The 25,734-nt window shown below is 74.0% G+C and carries 27 protein-coding genes; 15 read left to right on the top strand and 12 right to left on the bottom strand.

All coding sequences use genetic code 11. The annotated features are described in order from the left end of the window. Nucleotides 1-39: 39 nt before the first annotated feature. Both ACVJO7_RS28375 and ACVJO7_RS28370 read left to right on the top strand, forming a co-directional pair. Nucleotides 40-1,377 (top strand): MFS transporter, encoded by a 1,338-nt coding sequence (locus ACVJO7_RS28375; protein WP_491675443.1) that lies wholly within the window; start codon nucleotides 40-42, stop codon nucleotides 1,375-1,377. Continuing rightward, nucleotides 1,377-2,423, top strand: a complete 1,047-nt coding sequence (locus ACVJO7_RS28370) for a sugar kinase (RefSeq protein WP_491675442.1) — start codon at nucleotides 1,377-1,379, stop codon at nucleotides 2,421-2,423. The genes ACVJO7_RS28375 and ACVJO7_RS28370 overlap by 1 nt, the downstream gene beginning before the upstream one ends. Before the next feature lie 2 nt (nucleotides 2,424-2,425). Here the strand turns inward: ACVJO7_RS28370 and ACVJO7_RS28365 are convergent, their stop codons facing one another. The 3 genes from ACVJO7_RS28365 to ACVJO7_RS28355 all read right to left on the bottom strand — a co-directional run bounded on the left by ACVJO7_RS28365 (nucleotide 2,426) and on the right by ACVJO7_RS28355 (nucleotide 6,080). After that, the gene (locus ACVJO7_RS28365; RefSeq protein WP_491675441.1) at nucleotides 2,426-3,724 is read right to left on the bottom strand and encodes an FAD-dependent oxidoreductase; all 1,299 of its coding nucleotides are present in this window, start codon (nucleotides 3,722-3,724) and stop codon (nucleotides 2,426-2,428) included. A gap of 323 nt (nucleotides 3,725-4,047) precedes the next feature. Continuing rightward, a complete protein-coding gene (locus ACVJO7_RS28360) occupies nucleotides 4,048-5,193 on the bottom strand; it encodes a serine hydrolase domain-containing protein (RefSeq protein WP_491675440.1) in 1,146 nt (381 codons plus the stop codon). A gap of 68 nt (nucleotides 5,194-5,261) precedes the next feature. Next, nucleotides 5,262-6,080 carry an SAM-dependent methyltransferase gene (locus ACVJO7_RS28355; protein ID WP_491675439.1) on the bottom strand — a complete coding sequence of 273 codons (819 nt, stop codon included), beginning with the start codon at nucleotides 6,078-6,080 and terminating at the stop codon, nucleotides 5,262-5,264. Between the two features lie 265 nt (nucleotides 6,081-6,345). On the opposite strand from ACVJO7_RS28355, the gene ACVJO7_RS28350 reads away from it, so the two are divergent. The 5 genes from ACVJO7_RS28350 (at nucleotide 6,346) to ACVJO7_RS28330 (ending at nucleotide 9,986) form a co-directional block, all read left to right on the top strand. Next, nucleotides 6,346-7,239 (top strand): helix-turn-helix domain-containing protein, encoded by an 894-nt coding sequence (locus tag ACVJO7_RS28350; RefSeq protein ID WP_491675438.1) that lies wholly within the window; start codon nucleotides 6,346-6,348, stop codon nucleotides 7,237-7,239. 198 nt (nucleotides 7,240-7,437) lie between these two features. Beyond that, nucleotides 7,438-7,665 (top strand): DUF397 domain-containing protein, encoded by a 228-nt coding sequence (locus tag ACVJO7_RS28345; RefSeq protein ID WP_491675437.1) that lies wholly within the window; start codon nucleotides 7,438-7,440, stop codon nucleotides 7,663-7,665. A 117-nt stretch (nucleotides 7,666-7,782) separates the two neighbouring features. Continuing rightward, the gene (locus tag ACVJO7_RS28340) at nucleotides 7,783-8,838 is read left to right on the top strand and encodes a class I SAM-dependent methyltransferase (RefSeq protein WP_491675436.1); all 1,056 of its coding nucleotides are present in this window, start codon (nucleotides 7,783-7,785) and stop codon (nucleotides 8,836-8,838) included. Nucleotides 8,839-8,862: 24 nt separating this feature from the next. After that, a complete protein-coding gene (locus ACVJO7_RS28335) occupies nucleotides 8,863-9,474 on the top strand; it encodes an MBL fold metallo-hydrolase (RefSeq protein ID WP_491675435.1) in 612 nt (203 codons plus the stop codon). Next, complete coding sequence (locus ACVJO7_RS28330) at nucleotides 9,471-9,986, top strand: cupin domain-containing protein (RefSeq protein ID WP_491675434.1); 516 nt, start codon at nucleotides 9,471-9,473, stop codon at nucleotides 9,984-9,986. Before ACVJO7_RS28335 ends, ACVJO7_RS28330 begins: the two co-directional genes overlap by 4 nt. 416 nt (nucleotides 9,987-10,402) lie before the next feature. Here ACVJO7_RS28330 and ACVJO7_RS28325 read toward each other — a convergent pair whose 3' ends face one another. Then, nucleotides 10,403-11,158 (bottom strand): SDR family NAD(P)-dependent oxidoreductase, encoded by a 756-nt coding sequence (locus ACVJO7_RS28325; RefSeq protein WP_491675492.1) that lies wholly within the window; start codon nucleotides 11,156-11,158, stop codon nucleotides 10,403-10,405. 19 nt (nucleotides 11,159-11,177) lie between these two features. Next, nucleotides 11,178-12,179 (bottom strand): acetamidase/formamidase family protein, encoded by a 1,002-nt coding sequence (locus tag ACVJO7_RS28320; RefSeq protein ID WP_491675433.1) that lies wholly within the window; start codon nucleotides 12,177-12,179, stop codon nucleotides 11,178-11,180. Between the two features lie 53 nt (nucleotides 12,180-12,232). Here ACVJO7_RS28320 and ACVJO7_RS28315 point away from each other — a divergent pair, with 53 nt between their 5' ends. Then, the gene (locus tag ACVJO7_RS28315) at nucleotides 12,233-12,661 is read left to right on the top strand and encodes a helix-turn-helix transcriptional regulator (RefSeq protein WP_491675432.1); all 429 of its coding nucleotides are present in this window, start codon (nucleotides 12,233-12,235) and stop codon (nucleotides 12,659-12,661) included. A gap of 10 nt (nucleotides 12,662-12,671) precedes the next feature. Then, nucleotides 12,672-13,106, top strand: a complete 435-nt coding sequence (locus ACVJO7_RS28310; RefSeq protein ID WP_491675431.1) for a VOC family protein — start codon at nucleotides 12,672-12,674, stop codon at nucleotides 13,104-13,106. On the opposite strand, the gene ACVJO7_RS28305 is transcribed toward ACVJO7_RS28310, so the two are convergent. Next, the gene (locus ACVJO7_RS28305) at nucleotides 13,076-13,531 is read right to left on the bottom strand and encodes an FmdB family zinc ribbon protein (RefSeq protein WP_491675430.1); all 456 of its coding nucleotides are present in this window, start codon (nucleotides 13,529-13,531) and stop codon (nucleotides 13,076-13,078) included. The genes ACVJO7_RS28310 and ACVJO7_RS28305 overlap by 31 nt on opposite strands. Nucleotides 13,532-13,544: 13 nt before the next feature. After that, nucleotides 13,545-14,369, bottom strand: a complete 825-nt coding sequence (locus ACVJO7_RS28300) for an N-acyl homoserine lactonase family protein (protein ID WP_344025416.1) — start codon at nucleotides 14,367-14,369, stop codon at nucleotides 13,545-13,547. Nucleotides 14,370-14,467: 98 nt separating this feature from the next. Here ACVJO7_RS28300 and ACVJO7_RS28295 point away from each other — a divergent pair, with 98 nt between their 5' ends. Continuing rightward, nucleotides 14,468-15,088: an L-threonylcarbamoyladenylate synthase gene (locus ACVJO7_RS28295; RefSeq protein ID WP_344025414.1), complete on the top strand. Its 621-nt coding sequence runs from the start codon at nucleotides 14,468-14,470 to the stop codon at nucleotides 15,086-15,088. A gap of 386 nt (nucleotides 15,089-15,474) precedes the next feature. Beyond that, entirely contained in the window at nucleotides 15,475-17,433 is a 1,959-nt protein-coding gene (locus tag ACVJO7_RS28290) for a hypothetical protein (RefSeq protein WP_491675429.1), read from the top strand. 119 nt (nucleotides 17,434-17,552) lie between these two features. On the opposite strand, the gene ACVJO7_RS28285 is transcribed toward ACVJO7_RS28290, so the two are convergent. After that, nucleotides 17,553-18,509 carry a pseudouridine synthase gene (locus tag ACVJO7_RS28285; RefSeq protein ID WP_344025410.1) on the bottom strand — a complete coding sequence of 319 codons (957 nt, stop codon included), beginning with the start codon at nucleotides 18,507-18,509 and terminating at the stop codon, nucleotides 17,553-17,555. Nucleotides 18,510-18,625: 116 nt separating this feature from the next. Here ACVJO7_RS28285 and ACVJO7_RS28280 point away from each other — a divergent pair, with 116 nt between their 5' ends. Together ACVJO7_RS28280 and ACVJO7_RS28275 are read left to right on the top strand one after the other, a co-directional pair. Further along, nucleotides 18,626-19,858: a CaiB/BaiF CoA transferase family protein gene (locus ACVJO7_RS28280; protein WP_491675428.1), complete on the top strand. Its 1,233-nt coding sequence runs from the start codon at nucleotides 18,626-18,628 to the stop codon at nucleotides 19,856-19,858. Then, nucleotides 19,855-20,778 (top strand): hydroxymethylglutaryl-CoA lyase-like TIM-barrel protein, encoded by a 924-nt coding sequence (locus ACVJO7_RS28275; RefSeq protein ID WP_491675427.1) that lies wholly within the window; start codon nucleotides 19,855-19,857, stop codon nucleotides 20,776-20,778. Before ACVJO7_RS28280 ends, ACVJO7_RS28275 begins: the two co-directional genes overlap by 4 nt. Nucleotides 20,779-20,859: 81 nt before the next feature. Here the strand turns inward: ACVJO7_RS28275 and ACVJO7_RS28270 are convergent, their stop codons facing one another. From ACVJO7_RS28270 to ACVJO7_RS28255, 4 genes are all read right to left on the bottom strand, one after another. Further along, complete coding sequence (locus ACVJO7_RS28270) at nucleotides 20,860-21,687, bottom strand: mycofactocin-coupled SDR family oxidoreductase (protein ID WP_491675426.1); 828 nt, start codon at nucleotides 21,685-21,687, stop codon at nucleotides 20,860-20,862. 14 nt (nucleotides 21,688-21,701) lie between these two features. Further along, nucleotides 21,702-23,204 carry an ABC transporter substrate-binding protein gene (locus ACVJO7_RS28265; RefSeq protein WP_491675425.1) on the bottom strand — a complete coding sequence of 501 codons (1,503 nt, stop codon included), beginning with the start codon at nucleotides 23,202-23,204 and terminating at the stop codon, nucleotides 21,702-21,704. A gap of 229 nt (nucleotides 23,205-23,433) precedes the next feature. Then, a complete protein-coding gene (locus ACVJO7_RS28260; protein WP_491675424.1) occupies nucleotides 23,434-24,327 on the bottom strand; it encodes an SDR family NAD(P)-dependent oxidoreductase in 894 nt (297 codons plus the stop codon). Between the two features lie 21 nt (nucleotides 24,328-24,348). Beyond that, nucleotides 24,349-24,705 carry a hypothetical protein gene (locus tag ACVJO7_RS28255; protein ID WP_491675423.1) on the bottom strand — a complete coding sequence of 119 codons (357 nt, stop codon included), beginning with the start codon at nucleotides 24,703-24,705 and terminating at the stop codon, nucleotides 24,349-24,351. Between the two features lie 125 nt (nucleotides 24,706-24,830). On the opposite strand from ACVJO7_RS28255, the gene ACVJO7_RS28250 reads away from it, so the two are divergent. Together ACVJO7_RS28250 and ACVJO7_RS28245 are read left to right on the top strand one after the other, a co-directional pair. After that, nucleotides 24,831-25,142: a transposase gene (locus ACVJO7_RS28250; RefSeq protein WP_210026741.1), complete on the top strand. Its 312-nt coding sequence runs from the start codon at nucleotides 24,831-24,833 to the stop codon at nucleotides 25,140-25,142. After that, nucleotides 25,139-25,621, top strand: coding sequence for an IS3 family transposase (locus tag ACVJO7_RS28245; RefSeq protein WP_491675422.1), 483 nt, complete (start codon nucleotides 25,139-25,141; stop codon nucleotides 25,619-25,621). The genes ACVJO7_RS28250 and ACVJO7_RS28245 overlap by 4 nt, the downstream gene beginning before the upstream one ends. The last annotated feature ends 113 nt before the right edge of the window (nucleotides 25,622-25,734 follow it).

Raw genomic sequence — 25,734 nt, 5'->3', positions numbered from 1 at the left:
CGCATGGACACCAGCGGAACCGCACCGAATCCGTCCACAGTGGATCCCGATCGGCCGGCCGACCCGAAGGCGACCCGCAAGGCGGCCTGGGCCGGTCTGGTCGGCACCACGCTCGAGCAGTACGACTTCGTCATCTACGGCACCGCATCGGCGCTGGTGTTCTCGACGCTGTTCTTCCCGAACGTCTCGCCGACCGTCGGCATCCTGGCCAGCGTCTCCGCCTATGCGGTCGGGTTCCTGGCCCGGCCGCTGGGCGGGCTGTTCTTCTCCCGCTACGGCGACCGGCTCGGCCGCAAGTGGATCCTGGTCGCGACGCTGCTGCTGATGGGCGGCTCCACGCTGCTGATCGGCCTGCTGCCCACCTACGAGATGATCGGCGTGTTCGCGCCGATGCTGCTGGTGGTCTGCCGGTTCTTCCAGGGCTTCGGCGCCGGGGCCGAACAGGCAGGCGCGGCGACCCTGCTCACCGAGACCGTCGGCCGGGGCCGGCGCGGCCGGTACGCCTCGCTGGTGATGGTGGGCGCGGCGCTCGGCACCGCGCTGGGCGCCGTCGTCTGGATCGCGGTGCAGCAGCTGCCCGAGGAGCAGCTGATGAGCTGGGGCTGGCGGCTGGTGTTCGGGTCCAGCCTGATCGTCACGATCGTCGCGATGGTGATCCGCCGCAAGCTCGACGAGAGCCCGGTGTTCGCCGAGCTGAAGGAGAACCACGTCGCGCCGGCCAAGCCGGCCGGCGAGGTGTTCCGGCACGGCCGCCGTCCGATGCTGCTGGTGCTGTTCATGAACGTCGGGACCAGCGCGCAGTCCTACACCTTCCAGGTGTTCATCGCGTCCTACCTGGTGATGCAGGTCGGCGTGGACTCGTCGTTCGTGCCGCCGGTGCTGCTGGTCGGGGCGATCTGCGGCGGCCTCGCCGCGTTCGGCTTCGGCTCGCTGTCCGACCGGGTCGGGCGGCGCCCCGTCTACGTCGGGATCATGGCCGGGATCGTGCTGCTGCCCTGGCCCGCGTTCGTCGCGCTGAACACCGGTGACCCGGTCGCCATCGTGGTGACCATCGTGATCGGCTTCGTGCTCGCCGTGAACGGCGGCGTCGGCGTCCAGATGAGCTACTTCCCGGAGCTGTTCGGCAGCCGCTACCGCTACGCCGGGGTCACCCTGGGCCGGGAGTTCTCCTCCGCGCTCGGCGGCGGCGTCGCACCGCTGATCTGCGCCGCCCTGCTCAGCGCGTTCACCGGGTCCTGGATCCCGGTCGCGCTCTACATGTCGCTGATCGCGCTGGTCGGCCTGGTCGCCGCCTGGATGGCGCCGGAGACCCTGGACCGTGATCTCACCGTCCCGCACGACGCCGGGGCCCCGCCCCGCGGCCGGGTGGACGCCTGATGGGTACGGCGCCACGGGCCGTCTGCCTCGGCGAGACGATGGGCCTGCTCGCCGCCACGTCCGTCGGCCGGCTCGCGCACGTCGGCGAGATGGCGCTGGGCATCGGCGGGGCGGAGAGCAACGTCGCGATCGCGCTGTCCCGGCTCGGGGTGCCGACCGCGTGGACCGGCCGGCTCGGCGCCGACGCGATCGGCGACCGGGTGGCCCGGGAGCTGACCGCCGAGCGGATCGCGGTGCACGCCGTCCGCGACCCGGACGCGCCGACCGGGCTGATGCTCAAGGAGCGCCTGCCCGGCGGCCGGATCAAGGTCTGGTACTACCGCTCGCACGCCGCCGGGTCCCGGCTGGTCGCCGCCGACGTCGACGACGACCTGATCGCCGCCGCCGAGCTGCTGCATGTCACCGGCATCTCGCCGGCGCTCGGGCCGGGCCCCGGGGCGGCCGCGGCGCACGCCGTCGCGGTCGCCCGGGCGGCCGGGACGACGGTGTCGGTCGACGTCAACCACCGCTCCGCGCTGTGGTCCGACGACGCTGCCGCCCCCGCCCTGCGGACCCTCGCCGCCTCGGCGGACGTGCTGTTCGCCGGGGACGACGAGGCGCGCCTGGTGCTCGGGAGCACCGAGACCGATCCGGAGACGCTGGCCCGCGGGCTGGCCGGGCTCGGGCCGTCCGAGGTCGTGGTGAAGCTGGGGGCGGACGGGGCGCTCGCGCTGGTCCGGGACGGCCGGGCATCGGCTGGTGTGGGGACTGTGGGAGCTGCGGGGTCTGTGGGGACTGTGGGGGCCGCGGGCGGCAGCGCCACGTCCGGCGGCTGGACGGTGCTGTCCGAGCCCGCGGTGCCGGTGGAGGTCGTCGACCCGGTCGGCGCCGGTGACGCGTTCGTCGGCGCCTACCTGGCCGAGCGGCTGGCCGGCCGCGACCCGGCGGCGCGACTGCGCACCGCGGTCGCCGCGGGCGCGCTGATGTGCACCGTCCCCGGGGACTGGGAGGCGCTCCCGGACCGGAGCGACCTGGCCGCGATGACCGGACCCGACGTGAGCCGCTGAGCTCACACCCCGTCGCCGTCGTCCGCACCCGTCGCAGCGGGTGCGGACCGGGGCGACGGGGTGCGGACCGGACGGCGGGCGAAGGCGGGGGCCCGCTCCGGGAGGGGGCCGACGCCGACCAGGTAGGCCGGGACGATCCGCAGGGCCGGCACCCGGCGCATCAGGCCGAGCACCGCTGCCGGCGGGGCGGTCAGCGTGCCGTCGAGTGCGGGAGCGGCGACCAGCCGGTGCATGATCCGTTGCACGCCCTGGACCAGCACGGTCGGCAGCAGCCGCCGGCGCCGGACCCGCGCGAGCTCGGCGCCGGGCACGCTGCCCCGCCGCAGTGCCGGGGCGAGCAGCCTGGCGGCGGCGACCGCGTCCTGCACCGCGAGGTTGATCCCGACCCCGCCGATCGGGGACATCGCGTGCGCGGCGTCGCCGATGAACAGCAGGCCGTCGACGTGCCAGCGGCGCAGCCGGTTCAACCGCACGTCGAGATGCTTCACGTCGTCCATCGAGCCGATCGCGCCGACCCGGTCGGCACAGTCCGGGATCAGCTCGGCGACGTCGGCCCGGAACGCCTCGATCCCGCGGGCGCGCAGCGCCGCGTCGGAACCCTTCCGGCCGAGGTAGGCGATCTGCAGGTAGCCCTCGCGCGGGATGACGACGGCGAACCGGCCCGTGCCGAGCCGGGGCGTGAGCATCGCGCCGGCCTCGTCGGGCCGGCGCGGCAGCCGGAACCACCAGGCGTCGAACGGGACCCCGAACTCGCGCACCGCCAGACCGGACCCGGACCGCAGCAGCGAGTGCCTGCCGTCGCAGGCCACCGTCAGCTCGGCCCGGAGGATCCCCGACGCGCCGTCCGCGGTCCGGTACCGGACGCCGGTGACCCGGCCGTTCTCGCGCAGCACGCCGGTCGCCGCAGTGCTGGTCCGGAGCGTGAACGACGGCTCGGCGCGGGCCGCGTCGGCGAGCAGGTCCAGCAGGTCCCACTGCGGCATCATCGCGATGTAGGGATGGCGCACGCCGAGCCGGGCCAGCCGGGCCAGGTCGCCGACGACCTGCGGCGGGCCGCCGCCCGGGGTGGGCAGGGCGACCTCGGTGATCCGGCTCTGCGGAAGGGCCGCGACCCGCTCGCCCAGCCCCAGGTCGTCGAGCAGGTCGAGGGTCGACGGGTGCACCGTGTCGCCGCGGAAGTCGCGCAGGAAGTCGGCGTGCTTCTCCAGGACGGTCACCCGGATCCCGGCCCGGGCGAGCAGCAGCCCGAGCACCATCCCGGCGGGGCCGCCCCCGACCACGCAGCAGGTCGTCCGCTCCATCGCGTCACCTCGAATCGGCCGTGACCGACTGTAGCCCCGGACGCCGGCGGGGGCCCGCCGTTCCCGGCCCCGACGTCGCACCCGCTGGAGCCGGTGCGGCGTGCGCGCCGGGGTGCGGCGGGGGCTCGGGTGACGGTGCGGCGTGGTTGTCGCACTCTCCGCGCGACGTCGCACCGGGTGGAGTCGGTGCGGGGTGGGGCCCGGGGTGCGGCGGGGGAGCCGGGGTGCGGTGTCGGGCCCGGGGTGCGGTGGGGGCGCCGGGGTGCGGTGGGGAGGCGTGACGGGGCACCGAGGCGGCGGTGTCGCCCCCGGTTGCCACGGGATCAGGCGTGCGCCGCGGCCCGGAACCCGTGCAGCTGGGCGGGGCCGTCCGGCCCGGTCCACAGCACCTGGGTGAGCAGCAGGCTGATCACCCCGGTCCGCGGGTCCGACCGCCAGCCGGTGCCGAGCCCGCCGTCCCATCCGTAGCGGCCGTCCGGCTCGACGCAGAGGCCCAGCCCCCAGCCGGCGCCGTCGAGGAACATCGTGGCGTCGGCCCGCTGCGCGTCGGTGAGCCGGTCGGTGGTCAGCTCGGCGACCGCGCCGGGGGTGAGCAGCGGCCTGCCGCCGTCGCGCAGTGCCCGGGCGAAGGCCAGCAGGTCGTCGAGGGTGGAGACGAGCCCGGCCGCGCCGGACGGGAACGGCGGCGGCGCGGCCCACGCGCCGCGCACCGGGTCGACGACGGTGAACCCGCCCGCCGGGTCCGCGGCGAGCTGCGGGACGAACCTGTCCAGCCGCTCTGCGGGCACGTGGAAGCCGGTGTCGTGCATGCCGAGCGGGGCGAACACCCGGTCCCGGAGCAGGTCGGGCAGGGACCGGCCGCAGACCCGCGCGAGCAGCACGCCGAGCAGGTCCCCGCTGGTCTGGTAGGCCCAGCGCTCCCCGGGCTGGGCGATCAGCGGGATCGCGGCGAGCCGGCGCAGCCACTCGTCCGGCGGCGGGGGCTGGTACCGGCCGGGCGGGCCGTCGCTGCCGAGCCGGGCGTCGGCGTAGGCCTTCTGCACCGGCAGGTCGGCGGTGGACCGGGGCAGCATCCCGATCCCGCTGCGGTAGGACAGCAGGTCGGCGAGGGTGATCCCGCGCCGGGCCGGGACGGTGTCGTCCAGCTCGGCGACCTCGTGCCGCAGCACCCTCGGCCGGGCCAACTCCGGCAGCCAGGTCGTGACCGGGGCGTCGAGATCGAGCACCCCGTCCTCGACCAGGCCGAGCGCTGCGACGGCGACGACCGGCTTGGTGATCGAGGCGATCCGGACGATGGTGTCCCGGCGCAGCGGCCGCCCTGCGCCGTCGTCACCGAGTACGTGCACCTCGGTGCCCCCCCGCGGCCGGTCGACGGCGGCGAGCAGCCCGGGCGTCCGGCCGTCGGTGACGGCGTCCTGCAGCGTCCGTGCGACATCGCCGGACGGGCTGCGGTCGAGATCGGTGCGCACGGTGCCTCCCGGTGTCGAACGGTCTCACCGGTTCCGACCCGGCCGGCCGCCGGAACTCATCGGCCGGGCTACGGCCTGATGCCGACGCCCCCGACGACGCAGCGCTGCACGGCGTCCTCCGGGGAGAGCTGCGGACCGTCCGGCCACCACCGGTGACACGTCACGATGCCCGGCTCGACCAGGTCCAGGCCGGTGAAGAGGGCCTCGATCTGCGGCCGCGTGCGGAAGTGGCCGCTGCCCATCGGGCTGTGCACGAGGAGGTCCTCGATCCGGCGGGCCAGCGCGCTGTCGTCGTTCTCCGGATCGAAGAAGTGCGAGAGCACCACGACGCTCCCGGCCGGGAGCCGGTCGAGGTAGCCGGCCATGATCTCGGCGGTCCGCTCGGCGACGTGGTGCAGGGTGGCGACCTGGAACAGCGCCACCGGCCGGTCGAGATCGAGGAACTCCTGCACCGTCGGGTCGTCGAGGACCGCGCCCGGGTCGCGCAGATCGGCGTCGAGGAACCGGGTGTTGTCGTTGTTCTCCAGCAGCGCCCGGCCGTGTGCGACGACCGTCGGGTCGTTGTCGACGTAGACCACTCTGGCCTCGGGCCGCAGCCGCTGGACGACCTGGTGGGTGTTCTCCGCGGTCGGCAGGCCGGAGCCGCAGTCGAGGAACTGGGTGACCGGGGTCTGGGTGGCGACGAAGCGGGCGGCCCGGATCAGGAACGCCCGGTTGTCCAGCGCGATCCGGCCGATTTCCGGGGCGACCGCCCGGATCCGGTCGATGATCGCCCGGTCGACCTCGTAGTTGTCCTTGCCACCGAGTGCGTAGTCGTAGACGCGGGCGATGCTGGCCCGCGTGGTGTCGATGTAGGTGGGAGCTCGACCCTCGGCCGGCTGGACCATCTGCGGTGTCCTCACTGCGCTCGGCGCGGGCGTACGGAGTGACCGGCGTCACCTGTTCGGTCCACCGTAGCGGACCCCTGGGGGCGGCTGAGCAGGACGGTTGCGCCGCGATTCGAACACCGGCTGTGTAGGCTTGATCGCCCGAACGCCTGAGCCGGGCACCTGGTGCCCGGCCGGTACTCCCCGGCGAGTCGGTGCCCGGCCGGTTCCGGCCGGTTCCGTGGCGTCGGGACCCCTGTCCGGATCCAGAGGAGCACGCCCCCCGGTGGTCGCGAGCCCGAACAGCCCGACGCCGCCCGGCGCCGACCGTGGCCCGACGGCGCAGCGGATCGTGCTCGGCTCCCACCTGCGCCGGCTGCGGGAGCGGGCCGGGATCCGGCGGGCCGACGCGGCGTACGCGATCCGCGGCTCGGACTCGAAGCTGAGCAGGCTCGAGGCGGGCAAGGTCGGCTTCAAGCAGCGCGACGTGCTGGACCTGCTCACCCTCTACGGCGTCGCCGACGGCCCCGAGCGCGAGCACGTGCTCGCGATGGCGGGGGAGAGCAAGGGCAGCGGCTGGTGGGCCCGCTACAACGACGTGGTCCCCGGCTGGTTCGAGGGCTTCGTCGGGCTGGAGTCCTCGGCGTCCCGGATCCTGACCTACGAGCTGATGTTCGTGCCGGGCCTGCTGCAGACCGAGGCGTACTGCCGCACCGTGGTGAGCGGCGGCCACGCCGAGCTGCCGCCGGACCGGCTGGCCGAGGTGGAGAAGCGGGTCGAGGTCCGGCTGCGCAGGCAGAAGGTGCTGCACCGCAAGGACGCCCCGACCTTCTGGGTGGTACTCGACGAGGCGGTGCTGCTGCGTCCGGTCGGCGGGCCCGCGGTGTACCGGGAACAGATCGAGCACCTGCTGGACCTGTCCGCACTGCCGAACGTGATCGTCCAGCTACTGCCGCGGAGCCTGTCCGGCTACGCCGCCGAGCACGCGTTCACGATGCTGCGGTTCGCCGAGCCCGAGCTGCCCGACCTGGTCTACCTGGAGGAGACGACCGGCGCGTCGTATCTGGACAAGCGGGCCGACGTGGAGCGCTACGGGCGCTCGATGGACCGGCTCACCGTCGACGCGCTGAGCCCGGACGAGACCGGGCAGGCGCTGGTGAAGCTGCTCGCCGACGGCTGACCGGACGCCGGCCGGGCGATCGGCGGGCCGCAGCGCCGGCGGCCGGACGGCGGCGCGCGCCGGCCCGACCGGACGACCGGCGATCTGCAGCCGGGCGCGGCCGGGTGACCGCCGGGCGCCGACGGGCGGTGCCGCCCCGGCCCGGCTGCTACCGTCGATGCACGCGACAATGCATGTGCAGATGAGGTGAGCGTTCGCATGAACCAGATGCACCTGAGCGACCCCGCGACGATCGACGAGCTGACCTGGCGCAAGAGCACCCGCAGTGGCCAGCAGGGCAACTGCGTGGAGCTCGCGGTCACCGGCGGGGGGATCTCGGTCCGCAACTCCCGCGATCCGCACGGCACGGTCCTGGCGTTCTCCACGTCCGGATTCGGCGATCTCCTGACCTCGATCAAGAACGGCGAGCTCGACGATCTCGCCTGATCCCTGTTCCTCCCGCGGGCGGCCGGCCCGACCCCGGCCGCCCGCGGTGAGCCACCGGGCCGCGCGACGCCCGCCACACCGGTGATCATCCGGCGTCACCCGGTGTAGGAAAGAACGGTGAGCCGTTCGGAACAGGCCCCGGCCCCGTCCTACCGCGGGGCCAGCGCCCACTATCTGTCCCCGTCCCGGCGGGACCCGGTGAAGATCCTCTCCGAGGAGCCGGTGACCCGGCGGGTGATCGCCGCCGCGCTCGCCGCGCTCGACCGCACCGGGGACGGTCCGGTGTCGGTGCTCGACGTCGGCTCGGGGACGGCCGACGGGTACACGCTGCTCACCCGGTCCGCGCCGGACGCCCCGCCGCTGGTCGTGCCGGAGCGCCTGACCTACGTCGGCCTGGACGTCGATCCGGAGATGGTGCGGACGGCACGGGCCACGGTGCTCTCGCCGTCGGCGTCGTTCGTGCTGGGTGACGTGCGCGACCGGCTGCCGGACGGCGTCTTCGACGTGTACCTGTCCTGCGGTGTCCCGTACTCGCACCTCACCCGCGACGAGCTGGTCGTGGCCCTGCGCTCGGTGCTGACCGCGGTCGCGGCACGCGGCCGCCGGGCCGCCGTGATCGTCGACGTGCTGGGCCGCTACTCGGTGGAGTGGCGGCCGCGCTGGGACCGCGAACGCTGGGACTACGCGATGAGCTTCTTCGCCGGCGGCGGCGACGCGATCTCGGAGCCGATGACCTTCTACTCGCGGCCCGCGCTCGACGCGGTGGTCGACGCCGCCCGCGAGGGCAGCGGCGCCCGGATCGTCGCCCGGACCGCCGTCGACCGCTCGGTGCTGGTCGGGCGGCACACCGCCACCGGCACGTTCCACCCACAGGTGCCGCGGTTCCGGACCCTGGTCAACGACCTCCTGCGCGATCCGGGCCGGGTGCGCCCGGCGGACCTGCGGTTCACCCCGGCGACCGACGGGGGCCCGGCCGACGTCCTGGCCTGGCTCGGCCGGTTCGCCACCCGCTGGAACCGGCTGCTGGCCGGCCTGCCGGACCGGGCGGGCGCGCTCGACGACGCCGCGGCGGCCCGGCTCGCGCACGCCCTGCTGGATCTGGAGCGGGAGGCGGGGCCCGGCCTCGGCGTCGGCCACTCGCTGACGATGACCCTGGTGGCCGAGCGGGCGTGACGCGGGTCTGGCGCGACCTGGCTGGTGAACCGCGCCCAGGCCGAGGACCTGCGCGACAAGGGCCAGGGCTACCCGGAGATGTTCCGCTGGTTAGGCGCGGTCGTCGAGGCCGAGCTGCCCGGCGTGCAGCTCGTGCAGCCGGACGAGGTGTACGACGGCACCCGGGTGATCGACCTGGGCGGGCGCACCGTCGAGCTGCGGCCGACCGGCCGCGCGCACACCCGCGGCGATCAGGTCGTCGTCGTGCCGGACGCGGGCGCGGTGTTCGGCGGCGACCTGGTCGAGGCCGGCAGGTTCGCGATCGTCCCGTGGTTCCCGCCGCACGACACCGACGCGACCGGGCCGGGCTGGATCCGGGTGATGGAGGGCCTGGCCGCCGAGGAGTTCCGGGTCGTGGTCCCCGGGCACGCGCGCCGGGCGGGCCGGAGCGGCTCGACGTGGTGCTCGAGCACCTGCGCCTGCTGCGCGACGAGACGTGGCGGCGCCGGGACTCGGCGATGCCCGAGGAGCAGATCGTCGCCGAGGCCCGCGAGGTGCTCAGCGCGGCCTGCCCGACCTGGTCGGGCACGAGTGATCGAGGCCGGGGTCGGCTGCTTCTGCGCCGAGCACGCCGTCCGTCCGGAGGTGACCGCATGACCGGCCCGCTACCGCTGGTGTGGGAACCCGAGGCGCTGCAGCGCCAGGTATCGCTGGTCGAGCCCGGCGACGGCGAGATCACTCTCGACGGCACCCTGCGGGTGAAGCTGGTGGAGGCCGGCGACACCACCGACGGCCGGCACGCGGTCGGCATCGCCACCGTGCAGAAGGGCCGCAACTCGGGCCTGCCGCACCGGCACCAGAAGCACGACGAGGGCTTCTACGTCATGTCCGGGCGGTTCGGTTCAGCGTCGGGCCGGACACCCGGGTGGTCGGCCGGCACCTTCATCATGGTGCCGCCCGGCGCGCCGCACGGCTTCCACAACCCGTTCGACGAACCTGCCGTCATGCTCGTGACGTTCTCCCCGAACCTCTACGTCGGCCTGTTCCGGGAGATGGCCGAGATCATGCGCCGGGACGGCCCGCAGCTGACCCCGCAGGCCGACGTCGCGGCCCGCTACTTCACCGACTTCTCCGACGAGTACGCCCGCTCCCCGGTCGACCCGGGCTGAGCCGAGTTCAGCACCCGATCCGGCGTCGACGGCGACGCCGGCACTCAACGAGAAGGGAAGTCGCGTGACGAAGACGTTTCGCGTGGGGATCGTGGGCGGGTCGCTGGTCGGGACGGCCGCGGCCGTGCTGATGGGTGACGCCGGCAGCGTCGCCCGGCCGTACAACGCTTCCGGCGCGGTGAAGGGCCTGCAGGACGCGATGGCGCTCGCCCCAGCAGGTGCTGGACACGCCGGACTTCCACGACATGGACCAGGCCGGCTTCGACGCCTGGATCGCACAGGGCGCCAGCGCCATGCACAACGCGTTCCGGCAGCAGGCGCCCGCTCCGGCCTGATCCGCCCCCCGCACCGAGATGCAGCTCAGCGGGCCGCAGCGCCCGCGAGCGCCCCGTGAGCTGCATCTCGGCGGGTGCCGGTCAGAGCTGCACGCCCCGGGTGAGGGCGCCGTCGACCACCAGGTTGGTGCCGCTGATCCGGCTCGCCCGCGGGCTCACCAGCGAGACGACGGCGTACGCGGTCTCCTCCGGGGTGCCCATCCGGCCGGTCGGGTTCAGGCCCATCGCGTGCGCGAACAGCTCGGGATCGCCCTGCTCGACGCTCTCCCACACCCCGCCCGGGAAGTAGACGTTGCCGGGGGAGACCGCATTGGCCCGGATCCCCTTGGGCGCCAGGTCGAACGCCAGGCCGGACACGTAGTGCACCAGGGCGGCCTTCATCACGCCGTACGAGCCGTCCGCGAAGTCGATCTCCCGGCCGGACACCGAGGACACCGCGGTGACCGACGCGGCGTCGCTGCGCTCCAGGTGCGGCAGCGCCGCCTCGACCAGCCGCACGGTGTGCAGCAGGTCGATCTCGAAGCTGGACCGCCAGTTCGCCTCACCCGGGCCGATGGCGAGCGCGCTGACGTTCGCCACGACGGCGTCGATCCGGCCGTACCGCTGCGCGGTCGCCTCCACCCAGGCGGTGAGCGCGTCACCGTCGGCGACGTCCACCGCGGTGCCGGTGACCTCCGCCGAGCCGGCCCGCAGCTCCTGCTCGGCGGCCGAACAGCCGTCGGCGTCACGGGCGCAGAACGCCACCCGGGCGCCCTCGGCGGCCAGCGCGTCGACGACCGCCCGGCCGATGCCGCGCGAGCCGCCGGTGACCAGGACGACCCGGTCGGTCAGCAACATGTCCACGGGGGAGCTCCTTCTAGAGGGTGCGGGCCTGCTCGCGCAGGTGTCGGTGCACGCCGTTGTAGGCGGCGGCGTCGGGGAGCAGCGCCTTGGAGATCTTGGTGACGGCGCTGTAGTTGGTGTCGACGACGTTCGCCAGCGGCGACTCCGCCGCCTGGGTGAGCAGCTGGTAGGCGTCCAGCCGGTCCAGGCCGTACAGCTCGCCCAGCCAGGCGATCATGCCGACCTGGCTGGCCCGCCAGGCGTCCTCCAGCGGCCGGGACGACCCGACCACCACGTAGTGGCTGTCGGTCTCGATCCGCGGCCAGGCCGGGGCCGGCGCGTTCTTGATCAGCTCGACGATCAGCACGACGTCCATCGCGCCCTCGACGGCCGTCCCGCAGCTCTCGCCCTCACCCTGCCGGTAGTGCCCGTCGCCGACCGAGAACAGCGCGCCCTCGACGTTGACCTGCAGGTAGCAGGTGGCGCCGGCGCGCATCTCCGGGGTGTCCATGTTGCCGCCGAACACGTCGGGGACCAGCGAGCTGCGCACCTCCCGGCCGGGCGGGGCGACGCCGACGGTGCCGAGCATCGGATTGCACGGCAGCTCCAGGCGCAGGTCGGCGCTGGTCGCCTCGAACAGCACCGTGCCGGCGGCCCGGTCCAGCTGGTAGATCCAGGTGCGCTCGGGCAGCGGCTCGTGCAGCAGCGCCGTCCGGTCGGTCGTCGAGAGCGCGCCGAACAGCGGGATCGTGGTGGAGGCGCCCCAGTCCCGGGCCGGGGTGAGGTCCACCAGGTGGATGGCGAGCGTGTCGCCGGGCTCGGCGCCCTCCACGAAGAACGGCCCGGTCTGCGGGTTCACCTCGGTCATGTCGAGCACGTCGGTGGCCCGGTCGGAGGTCGAGGTGATCCGGCCGGAGAACGCGTCCTCGGTCCACAGCCGCAGGCAGGTGCCGGGGGTGACCCGGCGGGCCGGGGCGGCACCGCCGAACGTCCAGGCGAACTCGTGCCGTTCGGGGCGGTATTCGACGACGCGCATGGATGGGATCATGTCCCGCCCGCCGTTGCCCGGCAACGGTTACCGTACGCATCGTGGTTCCGGGGGATCTGCTGCCGCATCTGCGGCGGGCGCACGACGAGATCGACCGGCACTACGCCCGGCCGCTGGACCTGGCCGGGCTCGCCGCCGTCGCCGGGGTGTCCCGGCACCATTTCCTGCGCTGCTTCGCCGAGGTGTACGGGCGCACCCCGGTGGCGACGCTGACCCGGCGCCGGATCGAGCGCGCGCAGGACCTGCTGCGCGCGACGAACCTGACCGTCACCGAGGTCTGCCACCTGGTGGGCTACTCCTCGCTCGGCTCGTTCAGCTCCCGCTTCCGGCAGCTGGTCGGGGTGGGCCCGGCGGCCTACCAGTGCCGCTGGGCGGACGGGGCGCCGCGGATCCCCGGCTGCTTCGTGCTCATGCACGGGCTCTCGGACACCGCAATCCCGGAGAAGCCCGCGGACCGCCGGCGCCGCTAGCGTCGCCCGGATGCTCACCAACATCTCGCTGGTCACCCTCTACGTCACCGACCAGGACGCCGCCAAGCGCTTCTACTGCGACGTGCTCGGGTTCGCCGAGGGCACCGACGTGTCCATGGGTGACGGCTTCCGCTGGGTCACCGTCCACCATCCGGCGCACCCCGAGCTGGAAGTGACGCTGATGAAGCCCGGACCGCCGCTCGACGACGCGATGGCCGAGGCCGTCACCCGGTCGCTGGCCGCCGGCCGGATGGGCGGGTTCGGGCTGACCACCGACGACTGCCGCGGCGACCACGCCCGGCTCGCCGGCCTGGGGGTGGAGTTCGTCCAGCCGCCGGCCGAGCGGCCCTACGGGATCGAGGCGGTGCTGCGCGACAACTCGGGCAACTGGCTGGTGCTGGTCGAGCCCCGGCCCTACGACGGCTCCGAGTTCCCGCACGGCTGACCGCCGCCGGTCCGCCGGTCCCGGCTCGCCTCGGCGGCCGCCCGGGTGGCGTCCCCGCTGGTGGCCGCCCGCGCGGCGAGCTCCCGGTAGGTCAGCGGCCTGCGCTCGAACCGGCCCTCGTGCGCGGCGATCGCGTCGCGCTGCTCGCGGTGCTCGGGATGGCGGGACTCGAACTCGCGGCGTGCCTCGACGGTGCGCCGCCAGTGCGTGATCGTGTCCCGGTCGCCGCCGCCCACGCCCTCCCAGGACTGCGGGGCCGAGGCCATCGACGGTGGTGGCGCGGCCCGCCCGTGCATCGCGGGCGACGGCGGCCGGCGCGCGGTCGCCGCACCGCAGGCCGGGCAGTCCGGGTCGGGCGACGACCAGGACGGGACCATCATCTCGAAGCGGGTGCCGCAGCCGCAGGCGTAGTCGTAGACGGGCATGGTGGCGGCCCCCTCAGGTGTAGTGGTTCCCGGGGCCGGTGCGCAGCTCCCTGATCTGGTTCGCGTCGTGCCCGAACACCACGGTCGCGCCGGTCCGCTCCTGGATGGCGCGGATCTTGTCGACCGATTCGAACCAGGCGACCGTGTCGTAGACGATCCCGGCCGCGATCGGCGGCGGGCCGTAGGACTCCTTGAGGTACAGCGAGTCCGAGGCGAAGATCATCGTCCCGGAGTCGGCGAGATCGACCTGCAGGCTCATCGTGCCCCAGGTGTGGCCGGGCGTGCGGAGCAGCGTGACGCCGGGCATCAGCTCGGTGTCGGCCGAGATCGTGTCCAGCTCGAGGGTGTCGTAGTCGGACTTGATGTGCGCGCCCTTGTTGTGCCCGTCGAAGGAGAACGCGCCCGCCTTCTCGGCCTCGTCGACGATGATCGTCGTGTCGGCCTTCTCCCAGAACTTCGCGTTCGCCGCGTGGTCCAGGTGCAGGTGCGAGAGCACCAGGTAGTCGATGTCGTTCGGTTCGAGCTTCAGCTGCCGCAACCGCGAGTCCAGCCAGTCGTCCTCGGTGGCGGCGTCGACCGGGAAGAACTGGCCCAGCCCGGACGGCGCCCAGCGGGTCTCCCAGTCCCGCGGGACACCGGCGTCCCACATGAGCTTCTGGCCGTTCGGATGCTCGACGTAGACGACGTGGGTGGGTACCTCCACCCAGTCACGCTGCTTCGCCGGCTGCTGGTGCGTCGCCATCCGGGACGGGTCGATCAGCAGCCAGGTCAGATCGGCGTGCATCGTTCCGGTCGGCAGGATCGTGACCTTGATCTTGTCTCTGGTCGTGTCGGACATCGCTCTCCTCGTCGAGCAGCGGGCCGGGTCGGACACATGCACCCTGCCGCACGCCTGACGTGCGCGACAACCGGAGGCGGCCGTGGCAGGCTGCCCGGATGGCGAGGTACTACGACGTGCACCCGCAGAATCCGCAACCCCGCAGCATCGGTCAGATCGTGGACGTGGTCCGTGACGGCGGGCTCATCGCGTACCCGACCGACTCGTGCTTCGCCCTCGGCTGCTCGCTGGGCAACCGGGAGGGGCTCGACCGCATCCGGCAGATCCGCAAGCTCGACGACAAGCACCACTTCACGCTGGTCTGCGCCGACTTCGCGCAGCTCGGCCAGTTCGTGCAGATCTCCAACCGGGTCTTCCGGGCGGTGAAGGCGTCCACCCCGGGCAGCTACACGTTCATCCTGCCCGCCACCAAGGAGGTGCCGCGGCGGCTGCTGCACCCGAAGAAGAAGACCGTCGGCGTGCGGATCCCCGACCACGCCACCACCCAGGCGCTGCTGGAACGCCTCGGCGAGCCGCTGCTGTCGTCCACCCTGCTGCTGCCCGGGCACGACGAGCCGATGACGCAGGGCTGGGAGATCAAGGAGGAGCTGGAGAACCAGGTCGACGCGGTCATCGACTCCGGCGACTGCGGCACCGAGCCGACGACCGTGGTGGACCTGTCCGGCGACGAGCCGGAGATCGTCCGCACCGGCGCCGGGGACCCGTCACGCTTCGAGTGACGCCGGACGGGTGACGGCCGGCCGGGAGCGGTGACGGCGCGACGAGGGCGCGGCCCGGGCCACGCGGCCCGGCGCTGCGGAAGGTCCGCCGGTCGAGGGGGACCGGGTGGACGGGCCGGTGGGTGGCCGGGCCCGCGCCGCCCGCCCCTCCGCGGTCCACCGCCCACCGCATCGGGGCGGGCGAAAGCGCAACCGTTGAGTAGTCTTCGTGATCGACCGTTCCCGGCCCGATCCCGCAGCGGGCCGGGTGCGCGACGTCCGGAACCGGGCGTCGTACCAGCCGTTCGGAGGACGATCGCGTGGCGCGAGACGACCCGCCGTACAGCCGGTCCGGTCCGGGGCAGGATCCACCGGGCGGGCCGGGTGACGGCGCCGGAGGCGACGCGGTGCTGGCTGCGATCGCACACCGGCTGCGGGCCCGGTCTGAGCGCCAGCAGCTCCTGACCGAACGGCTGCGCAGCGGTGAGCTACGCCCCGGCGCACTCGCCGACCTGGCGGAGCTGGCCGCCGCCGCCCGGCGCGGCGCCCGCGACGGTGACCACATCCTCGTCCTGGCCGGGTCCCCGCGCGGCCCCCGGCTCGCCGCGCCGCCCACCCCGCTCGGGCAGACGCTGAACGCGGTGGTCGCGTCGAGCGAGGCCGCGTCGCGCACCGTCGTCCCGCCCACCCCCAGCATCGCGCTGGACGCCGCCGCGGAGACCGTCCTCGGCCAGATCCTCGCCGAACTGCTCGCGCACGCCGCCGGATCGACGCCGCCGGGGGAGCGGCTCGAGCTGCACAGCCGCTGGGGTCCTGACGGCGGCCTGGTCGTCGAGCTGCAGTGCGCGCAGCCGCCGCGCCACCTCACCCCGATCGACGAGCTGGACCGGGCGCTGACCACGGCCACCCCGGGCGGCCCGGTCGCGCCGCAGGAGATCGGCCTGCACGTCGCCGCCCGGCTGGCCCGCACGATCGGCGCCCGGCTCGGCGTCCGCGGGCCCGCCGGGACCACCGGCGTGTCGCCGATCGCGGTCCTGCACCTGCCGTCGTCGGTGGTGCACGGCGGTCCGCAGGGCGAGCAGTCCGCGCCGCCCGAGCCGGCCCGCGAGCAGGAGGCCGGGCCGACCGCGGCACTGCACCACTCGCCGTCGGCGGCCGGTGAGGCACCGTGGCCGCCGCAGCAGCACGAGCCGCGCCCGGCCCCGGCCGAGGAGCAGGTGCCGAGCTGGCCGCCGCTCTCGGCCGCGAGCACGGCTCCCCGGCCCGGGGACCCGGCCGGGACCGATCCGGTCCGGTCCGGCCCGCCCGCCGTGGAGCACCGTGGTGGCCCGGAGGGTGATCTGCCGCGGCCCCCGTCCGGCGGTGACCTGCCGCAGCGTGGCGTGCCGGCGGGTGACCTGCCGCAGCGCGGGGCGCCGGGGCGGCCGCCCGGGATCGCCGCGGCCACCCCGTTCGGTGCCCCGGACCAGCGCAACGGGTCCGGTGCGCAGTGGCCGGTCCGGCAGCCCGCCGAGCAGGTGGACGCCCTGTCCCAGCAGAACGGGCCGTCGCAGCAGAACGCCCCGTTCCAGCAGAACGGGCCGTTGCCGCAGAACGCGCCGTCCCGGCCGGGCCCGCAGCCCGATCCGCAGGCCGAGGCCGCGCGCGCGGACGCCGCCCGCGCCGGTGTCGCCTTCGGCACGGTCCCGCCCCCTCCGCCCGGGCCGCCCCAGGGCGCACCGCCGCAGGGGCCCCCGCCGCAGGGCGGACCGCCACCCGCCGGGCCGCGCAACGGCGCCCGGCCGCCGGGCCCGGACGGCCCGGACGATCCACCCGTCACAGAGGCACTACCTCTCACCGCTGCGGAGGGCACCCCGCCGGTGGAGCTGTTCGGTCCGTTCGATTCGGAGGTTCCGGTGGCCGTGGACGACGTCGACGACACGCCGATCTTCGCGGCGGTCGCCTCGGCCTGGTTCCGGGAGCCCAGCGCACCCGCGGGAACCGACGGGCAGCCGGGCGGCTCCGCGACGTCGGGCAACTGGCGCACCCCCGGGGACACCGAGTTCGACGCCGCGCGCATCCGCGCCGACCGGGTGGTCGACCTCCCGACCACCGCCCAGGGGCTCCCGCAGCGGCTGCCCGGGCAGGCCATGGTGCCGCCGTCCTGGCGGGACACGCCGAACGGCGCCCTGCCGAGCGGATCGCGGGAGCGGCAGCCCGACCGCGTCCGGAGCCGGCTGGCGAGCTACCAGCGCGGCCTGCGGGAAGGGCGGCACCGCGCCGCCGAGGACCCGCTGCCGCCTGCGCCGCCGGTGAACGGTGCCGCGCTCAACGGGCACGGTGGTGGGCATCGCCTCAACGGCGACGGCGGGCGCAACGTCGGCTGATCCCCGGCCGCCTCCCGCCGGCTCGCGTCGGTGCGGGATCCGCGTGGCCCGGCCGGGGCTCGGTGCGGGGCGCCTGCGGGTTTGCGTGGGCGGCGGCGGCGCCGCGGCGGGCGCGGAGGTCACCCCCCGGCCCACCCGGCCGGATCGTCCCAGGCCTGCAGGGTGCGGCGGCTGACGAAGCGCCGCCGCCGTCCGGTGAGCGGGTCGTCGAACTCCAGCGACCGGGAGAGCAGCTGCAGCGGGCGGGTGAAGTCGCCGTCGGTGCGCCGGCGCAGCTCGGGGTACACGTCGTCGCCGAGGATCGGCACGCCGAGCCCGGCGAGGTGCACCCGCAGCTGGTGGGTCCGCCCGGTGCGCGGGAACAGCCGGTACCGGGCGACGCCGTCGCGGTGCCCGTCGCGTTCGATGCGGGTCTCGGCGTTCGGCTCGCCCGGCTCGGTGACGGCCGCGAACACCCCGCGCCGCTTCACGATCCGGGAGACCACGGTGCGCGGCAGCTCCAGCGCGGGATCGTGCGGCGCGAGCGCCTCGTAGGTCTTGGTGACCCGGCCGGTGGCGAACAGGGTCTGGTAGGCGCCGCGCAGCTCGGGCCGCACCACCAGCAGGAGCACCCCGGCGGTGGCCCGGTCCAGCCGGTGCGCCGGGCTGAGCCCGGGCAGGCCCAGCTCGTGGCGCAGCCGCACCAGCACCGTCTGCCGGACGTGGCTGCCGCGCGGGATGGTCGCCAGGAAGTGCGGCTTGTCGACGACGACCAGGTCGTCGTCGGCGTGCAGCACCTCCAGCGGGAAGGGCACCGGCGCCTCGTCGGGCACCTCGCGGTGCAGCCACAACGTGGTCGACGGGGTGAACGGCGAGTCCGGGCGCAGCGGCCCGGCGGCGGTCACGATCTCCCCGGCGGCCAGTTTCGCGTCGATCGCCGCCGGATCGACGTGCGGCAGCCGCGCGACGAGGTGCGCGCGCATCGTCGGCCACGTCCCGGCGGGCGGGGTGCGCAGCCGCGCGGGATCGAGGCCGTCGCGGGCGGGCAGTGGCGACACCTCCCGCGCGGCGCGCCGCCGGCCGGAGCGGGATCTCACGGCTCCGGACCCTACGTCGCGCCGCTGTGGTCTGCTCCCGGGGGAGCCCGGCGGGGCTTGCTCGCATCGTGGGGCGTACATCATGATGTGGGTCGACTGTCGTTCGAGGAGGAACCGTGTCCGACGTGACCGCGGACGGACTGCCGCTGTCCGGTGTCCGCGTGCTGGAGCTGGGCAACTACATCGCGGCGCCGACCGCGGGCCGGCTGCTCGCCGACTTCGGCGCCGACGTGATCAAGGTCGAGCGCCCCCGGACCGGCGACGAGCTGCGGAACTGGCGGCTCTACGCCGGGGACACCTCGATGCTGTACCGGACGCTGAACCGCAGCAAGCGGTCGATCACCCTGGACCTGCGCAGCGACGCGGGCCGGCAGGCGGTGCTGGACCTGGCCGCCCGGTCCGACGTCGTCCTGGAGAACTTCCGGCCGGGCACGCTGGAGAAGTGGGGTCTCGGCCCGGCCGAGCTGGACGCCGTCAACCCGGACGTCGTGCTGGTCCGGATCTCCGCGTTCGGCCAGACCGGCCCGCTCGCCGCCCGGCCCGGGTTCGCCGCCGTCGCCGAGGCGATGGGCGGACTGCGCGCGCTGGTGGGGGAGGCGGACCGGCCGCCGTCGCGCACCGGGGTGTCGATCGGCGACTCGATCGCCGGCCTCTACGGCGCGTTCTCCGCGGTGATGGGGCTCTACCAGCGGGAGTCGAGCAGCGACCGGCCGCCGCTGAACCGGCGGTCGATGGACGTCGCGCTCAACGAGGCCGTCTTCTCGATGATGGAGTCGCTGGTGCCCGACCATCTCGCCTACGGCGTGCAGCGGCGCCGGGTCGGCGGCCGGATGGAGGGCATCGCCCCGTCCAACGCCTACGTCTGCGGCGACGGCGGCAGCGTCGTCATCGCCGGGAACAGCGACTCGATCTACGGCCGGTTCATGCAGGTGATCGGCCGCCCGGATCTCGCCGAGGCGCCGGACCTGACCTCGAACGCCGGTCGCTGGGCCCGGCGCGACGAGCTGGACGGCGCGATCGAGACCTGGACCCGGTCACTGCCGCGGGACCGGGTGCTGGCCGAGCTGGAGGAGGCCGGGGTGCCCGCCGGGCCGATCTACTCGGCCGCCGACATCGTCGCCGACGAGCAGTTCAGGGCCCGGGACATGGTCCAGTACTTCGACGTCGACACCGGCGGCGAGGCCCCCGCCCGGGTCGGGTTCCCCGGCGTCGTCCCGGTGCTGGACGGCCGCTCGGTGCCGGTCCGCCACGTCGGGCCCGACCTGGGTGCCGACACCGACGACGTGCTCGGCGGCCTGCTCGGCTACCCGGCCGAGACGATCCGGGCGGCCGCCGGGGACGCGTCGTGACCGGGGCCGTGCTGCGCGACGTGACCCTGCGCGACGGCCTGCAGCTCACCGGGAAGCCGCTGCCCACCGGCCGCAAGGTCGAGCTGGTCCGGGCGCTGCTCGCGGCGGGCGTGCCGGAGCTGGAGATCGGCTCGCTGGCCCGCGGCGACCTGGTGCCGCCGCTGGCCGACACGCTCGACGTGGTCGCCGCGCTCACCCCCGACGAACTCGACCGCTGCTGGGTGTGGGTCGCGACGCCCCGGCACGTGCAGAAGGCGCTCGCCGCCGGTGCCCGGAACGTCCAGTACTGCTTCTCGGTCTCCGACGCCCACAACAACGCCAACATCGGCCGGGACACCGAGGTGTCGCTGGCCGCCATGCCGGACGCCGTGCGGTTCGCGCTCGACGCCGGCGGCCGGATCCAGCTGTGCCTGGCGACCGCGTTCAGCTGCCCGTTCGACGGCCCGGTCGATCCGGACCGGGTCGCCGCGATCGTCGCCGACCCGCGGACCGCCGGCTCCTGCGACGTGATCGTCTGCGACACGCTCGGCCAGGCCGTGCCGTCCGAGGTGGGCGCGCTGGTGCAGCGGGTCGCCGGGCTCGCCGACGGCCGCCGGATCGGCTTCCACGGTCACGACACCTGGGGACAGGGCGTGGCGAACGCGCTGGCCGCGGTGGGCTCCGGGGCGACGCTGCTCGACGGCGCGCTCGGCGGGCTCGGCGGATGCCCGTTCGCACCGGGCGCCAGCGGGAACACCGCCACCGAGGACCTGCTGTTCGCTCTGCGCCCGGACTGGCTGACGCCGGCGGTGCTGGCCGGGCTGGTCACCGAGGGGGAGGACCTGCTCGACACGCTGGAAGAGCCCAACCGGTCCCGCGCCGCGCAGGGGGTGCGGTCACCGGCGGTGAGGTTCGCGTGGACAGCGGGTCCGCGATCCTGAGCCGGTACCCGTCCCGGCGAGCGGTCGAGTCACCCGTCCTCGACGCCTGCCCACGGTGGTACCCGGGCGGTACCGGAGCGGCTACAGGGTCGCTCCGGCATCGACGGGGAGCAACGCACCGGTGACGAAGCGGGCCTCGTCGGAGGCCAGGAACAGCACCGCGTTGCTGACGTCCCGGGCCTCCACCCAGGGAACCGGCATCGCGTTCATCTCCCGGCACCGGTCCCGGATGTCGTCAGGCCCCGGGTCGGGCAGGTCCGGCCGGAACAGGGCGCACATCGCCGGATTGGTGACCATGTCGGTGCCGACGCCGGTGGGCAGCACACAGTTCACCCGGATCATCCTGGGCGCCAGCTCGATCGCCAGGCTGCGCATCATCCCGGTCAGGCCGTGCTTCGCCGTGACGTAGTGCGCCAGGTTCGGGCGGGCCCGCAACCCGGCGGCCGAGCTGGTCAGCACGATCGACCCACCACCGGCGCCGGTCAGGTGCGGTATCGCGGCCTGCGCGGTGTTCCACGCCCCGGTGAGGTTGACGTCGATCATGTCCTGCCAGGTGGCCTGCCCCATCTCACCGGCCCCGGCGAAGCTGAGGATGCCGGCGTTCGCGCAGGCGATGTCCAGCCTGCCGAACTCCTCGACCCCGGTGCCGACCGCGGCACCGAGCGCGACCGGGTCGCGCACGTCGGCCTCGACCGCCACGATCCGCCCGCCCACCGCCCGGACCTCGTCGACCGTCCGCTCCAGATCCGCGGACGTCGCGAGCCGGTACGGCACGGAGTCGATCTGCCGGCAGATGTCCACCGCGATCACGGCGGCACCTTCCTCCGCCAGCCGCACCGCATGGCTGCGGCCCTGACCGCGGGCCGCGCCGGTGACGAGCGCGACGCGGCCCGCGATCAGTCCGGTCATCCCACTCGGCTCCCTCAGTCCATCCGCACGGTGGAGAAGTCGTGGTCGCCCACGATCGACACGGTCACCCCGTGCGTGACGTGCGGTGCATCGGCCTCGATGGAACCGGGGAAGCAGACCGGGACCACCGGTGCGCCGAGCTCGGCGGCATCGGCGACGACCTGCCGCACCGGGCCGGTGCGGTCCGCCTCGTCGGTGGACTGCCGGGCGAGATCCACCAGCTCCGCCCCGCCGGGTGTCGTGAAGCCACCCGGATTGAACGTCCCACCGGGCAGATAGAAGTCGGTCAGGAAGGTCGTCGGATCGGGCCGGCCGGACTCGTACTGCCCGCCGACGGCGTCGAAGTTGCCGGTCTGTCGCAACGCGGTCAGTGACGGGTTGTCCATGATGTCGAGGTCCACGGTGATCCCGATCCGGGCCAGCTCGCCCTGGACCGCCTCGCCGAGGCGCTGGTAGGTGGTGATGTTCGAGACCGCCAGGGTGAACGTGAACCCGTCGGGCAGGCCGGCCTCGGCGAGCAGTGACTTGGCCTGCTCCGGGTCGTACTCGGGCTGGCCGACCTCGGGGGAGTGCGCCCAGTGCGTCTCCGGGTAGGGCTGACCCGCCGGACTGCAGTTGCCGTCGTAGAGGGTCTGGGCCATGGTCGCCCGGTCCAGCGCCAGTCCGATCGCGCGCCGCACCCGCGGATCGCCGAACTCCGAGCGGCCGGTGTTGAGCAGCATCGAGTGGAAGACGGTGCGTTCGAAGACCGTCGTGCGCATGCCGGACTGCTCGGCCTGGTCGATCTGGGACGGGAAGATGAAGCTCGCGTCCAGCTGCCCGGAGCGCAGTGCGTTCAACCGGGCGGTGTCGTCCGGGAAGCCGTGGATCTCGATGCCGTCCAGCTCGGTCGTGTCGGCATCGCGGTAGCCGTCCCACCGGGCGTAGGCGGTCCGGCCGCGGGTGAGCTCGGTCAGCTGGTACGGGCCGGTGCCGACCGGGTTGCGGGCGGCCTCGTCGCCGTCCAGCAGCGCCGGGCTGATCATCATCCCGGCCTCGCTCGCCAGCACACCGACGAGATGACCACCCGGCGCGTTCAGCCGCAGGACCACGTGCGTGTCGTCGACGACGTCGACGCTGTCCACCGTGGTCAGGCTCCGGGCCGTGAGGGTGCCGGAGCGTGCGGCGGCCTCCAGGTTGGCCCGCACCGCCTCGGCGTCGAACGGGGTGCCGTCCTGGAAGGTCACCCCGGGGCGGAGGGTGAGCGCCAGGCTGCGGCTGTCCTCGGCGAGGGTCCACTCGGTGGCCAGCGCGGGCTCGTACCCGCCGTCCGGGGTGGACTTGATCAGTGTTTCGTACACCGGGGTCAGAAAGATGTTGTACGCGGGCGCGCTGAGGTGCGGATGCATCGTGATCGGGTCGCCGCCGAAGCCGACCCGGAAGACCTTCGGACGATCGTCGCCCGCTGCACTGCCACAGGCCGTGAGCAGGAGCAGGGCGGTCACGCCCGCCAGCGCGACGGTGAGTCGACGGGCCATGGAGTCTCTCCTTTGAGATCTCAGCTGTCCTATAATCGGACAAATAGTCCACTATGTAGATAGTATCCGCGGGAGAGTGCGCTGGGAAGGGCCGATGATCCGTGCGGGCGACGCCATCGCGGCCGAGTGCCGATTGCCGGTGCCGGAGCGCTGACCTGCATCTGCGCACGCCGGAACCCCGGGTCCGGCGGTGCCGGACCCGGGGTCGTCCACTCCATCCGGGCCGTGTTCAGCCGGCCGGGAGGTGACTCCGCAGGTGATCGGTGAAGTCGGCGAAGTCCAGGGCCAGCTGCTCGGCCGTCCAGCCACCGGACCGGTGGGTCACGAACGCCTCGGACGGGTGCGCCCACACCGAGAACCGGTCGCCGCCGAACCCGAAGTACTGCCCGGTGACCTTCGCCGACTCCGCCGCGCTCAGGTACACGACCAGCGGCGCGACATCGGCGACCGTGCCGGTTCCGTTGTGCCGCAGGTGCTCGGGCACGGGTCCGCCGGCCTCCACCTGCTCGACGACCTCGGCCATCCCCGGGATCGTGGCCGCCATCCTGGTCAGCGCCTTCGGGATGACGGCGTTCACCGTCACCCCGATCCTGGCCAGCTCCACCCACCAGACCCGGACCAGCCCGACGATCGCCGCCTTGGAGGCGGCGTACGCGGTCTGCCCGAAACTGCCCAGCTGGCCCGCCGGTGACCCGATGAGGATCAACCGGCCGCCGTCACCCTGCTCCTTGAACTGCCTGGCGGCGGCTCGGCCACAGGTGATGGTGCCGCGGATGTGGCTGTCCAGCACTATGTCCATCTCGTCGTCGGCGAGCTTGAGCAGGGTCCGGTCGCGCAGCGCACCCGCGTTGGTGCACATCACGTCCAGCCTGCCGAACTCGCTCACCGCCCGCTCGACGAGCTGCTCGGCAGTCTCGGTCGGACCGACCCCGCCGACGTGTGCGACGGCCCTGCCGCCCGCCCCGGTGATCGCGGCGACGGTCTCGCCGGCCGCGTCGGCGTCCAGGTCGTTCACCACCACCGCGGCACCTGCGGCCGCCAGCGCCTCGGCGTAGGCGCGGCCGAGGCCGCGTCCGGAGCCGGTGACCACCGCGACCCGTTCACTGAGATCGATGTTCTGCATCCGTTGCGTTCCGTTCCCTGATCAGCCGGCGATCTTGATGGAGGCGAAGCCGTAGTCGCCGTACGTCGGCACCTCGAAGCCGGTGACGCCATCGCGGAAGGCGGCGACCCAGATGACGTTGCACACCGGGATCACCGGCGGTCCCGCCTCGAAGACCTCGCGGAACAGCTCCCGGGTCGGTCCCTCCCGCTCGGCCGTGTCGTCGGCCGCCCGGGACTCGGCGAGCAGGGCGTCCAGACCCGGCAGCGAGAAGTTCCCCGGGTTGTAGGTGCCGCCGGGCATGTAGAAGTCCACGGCGAACTGGCTGCTGTCCGGTCGCCCGGCCTGCAGCAGCGACACGGTCGCGCTGAAGTTGCCGGTCCGCCGGGCCTCGACCATCTGGCTGAACTCCAGCGGCCGGACGTCGGCGCGGAACCCGGCTTCGGTGAGCTGTGAGCTTCCCCCGCTTCGCCGGAGTCTTCGAAGACTGGTCCCATGGTTAGGGACTGGGAAGGAAGGCTCTGTTGGCAGCACCGAGGAAGTACCCCGATGAGCTGCGGGAACGGGCGGTCCGGCTGTATCGACAGTCCGAGCCGCGGCCGTCGTTCAAGCGGCTGGCCGAGCAACTCAACGTGCACCCCGAGGCCCTGCGGAACTGGGTCCGTCAGGCCGAGGCCGATGCCGGCGAACGGCATGACCGCCCAAGCACTGACATGGTCGAGGAGAACCGCAGGTTGGCCGCCGAGAACGCCGAGCTGCGGCGGGTCAACGAGGTCCTGCGCGCGGCGAGTGCGTATTTCGCCAGCGAGATCGGCCCGACCCGGAGGTGGTCATGAGCTTCATCGACGCCCATGGCTTCCCGGCCGGTCTCGTACTGCGGGTCCTGGGCATCCCCGCCTCGACCTACTACGACTGGCGGACCCGCCGCGAGTATCCCTCGCGCCGTGAGCTCGACGATGCCGCACTGCTCGAGCAGATCGTCAAAGTGCGCAGCGTGAACGAGTACGCCGCGACCTATGGCTCGCCGCGGGTGTGGCTGGAGCTGCGCCGCCAGGGCGTGCGGGTCGGGCGCAAGCGCATCGAGCGGATCATGCGCGCCCACGGCCTGCAGGGCGCGCATCTGCGTCGGGGTTGGAAGCACGGCTCGACCCGGCAGGATCCGAACCACACCGCCGCCCCGGATCGGGTCGAACGCAACTTCCGGGCCGACGCGCCGAACCGGCTTTGGGTGGCGGATCTGGAGCGCCACGAGGCGCTGTTGAACCGAGTGGAGGTGAGAGACCTTCGCCGCCGTGTCGTCGCAGCGGCGCAGTGAAGCTGGGGGCAGTCCGGGTCCGGGACGGGAACCACGGGCGGGAAGCAGCCCCGACAACGACGAGGCGGGCCAGAACTGCCAGATGGTCCGGGCTCGGCAAGCAAGACGGGACG

It is taken from the genome of Pseudonocardia sp. DxW, assembly GCF_058448985.1.
Note: the sequence above shows the minus strand (reverse complement) of the source record. Positions and strands in the feature narration are given on the sequence as shown.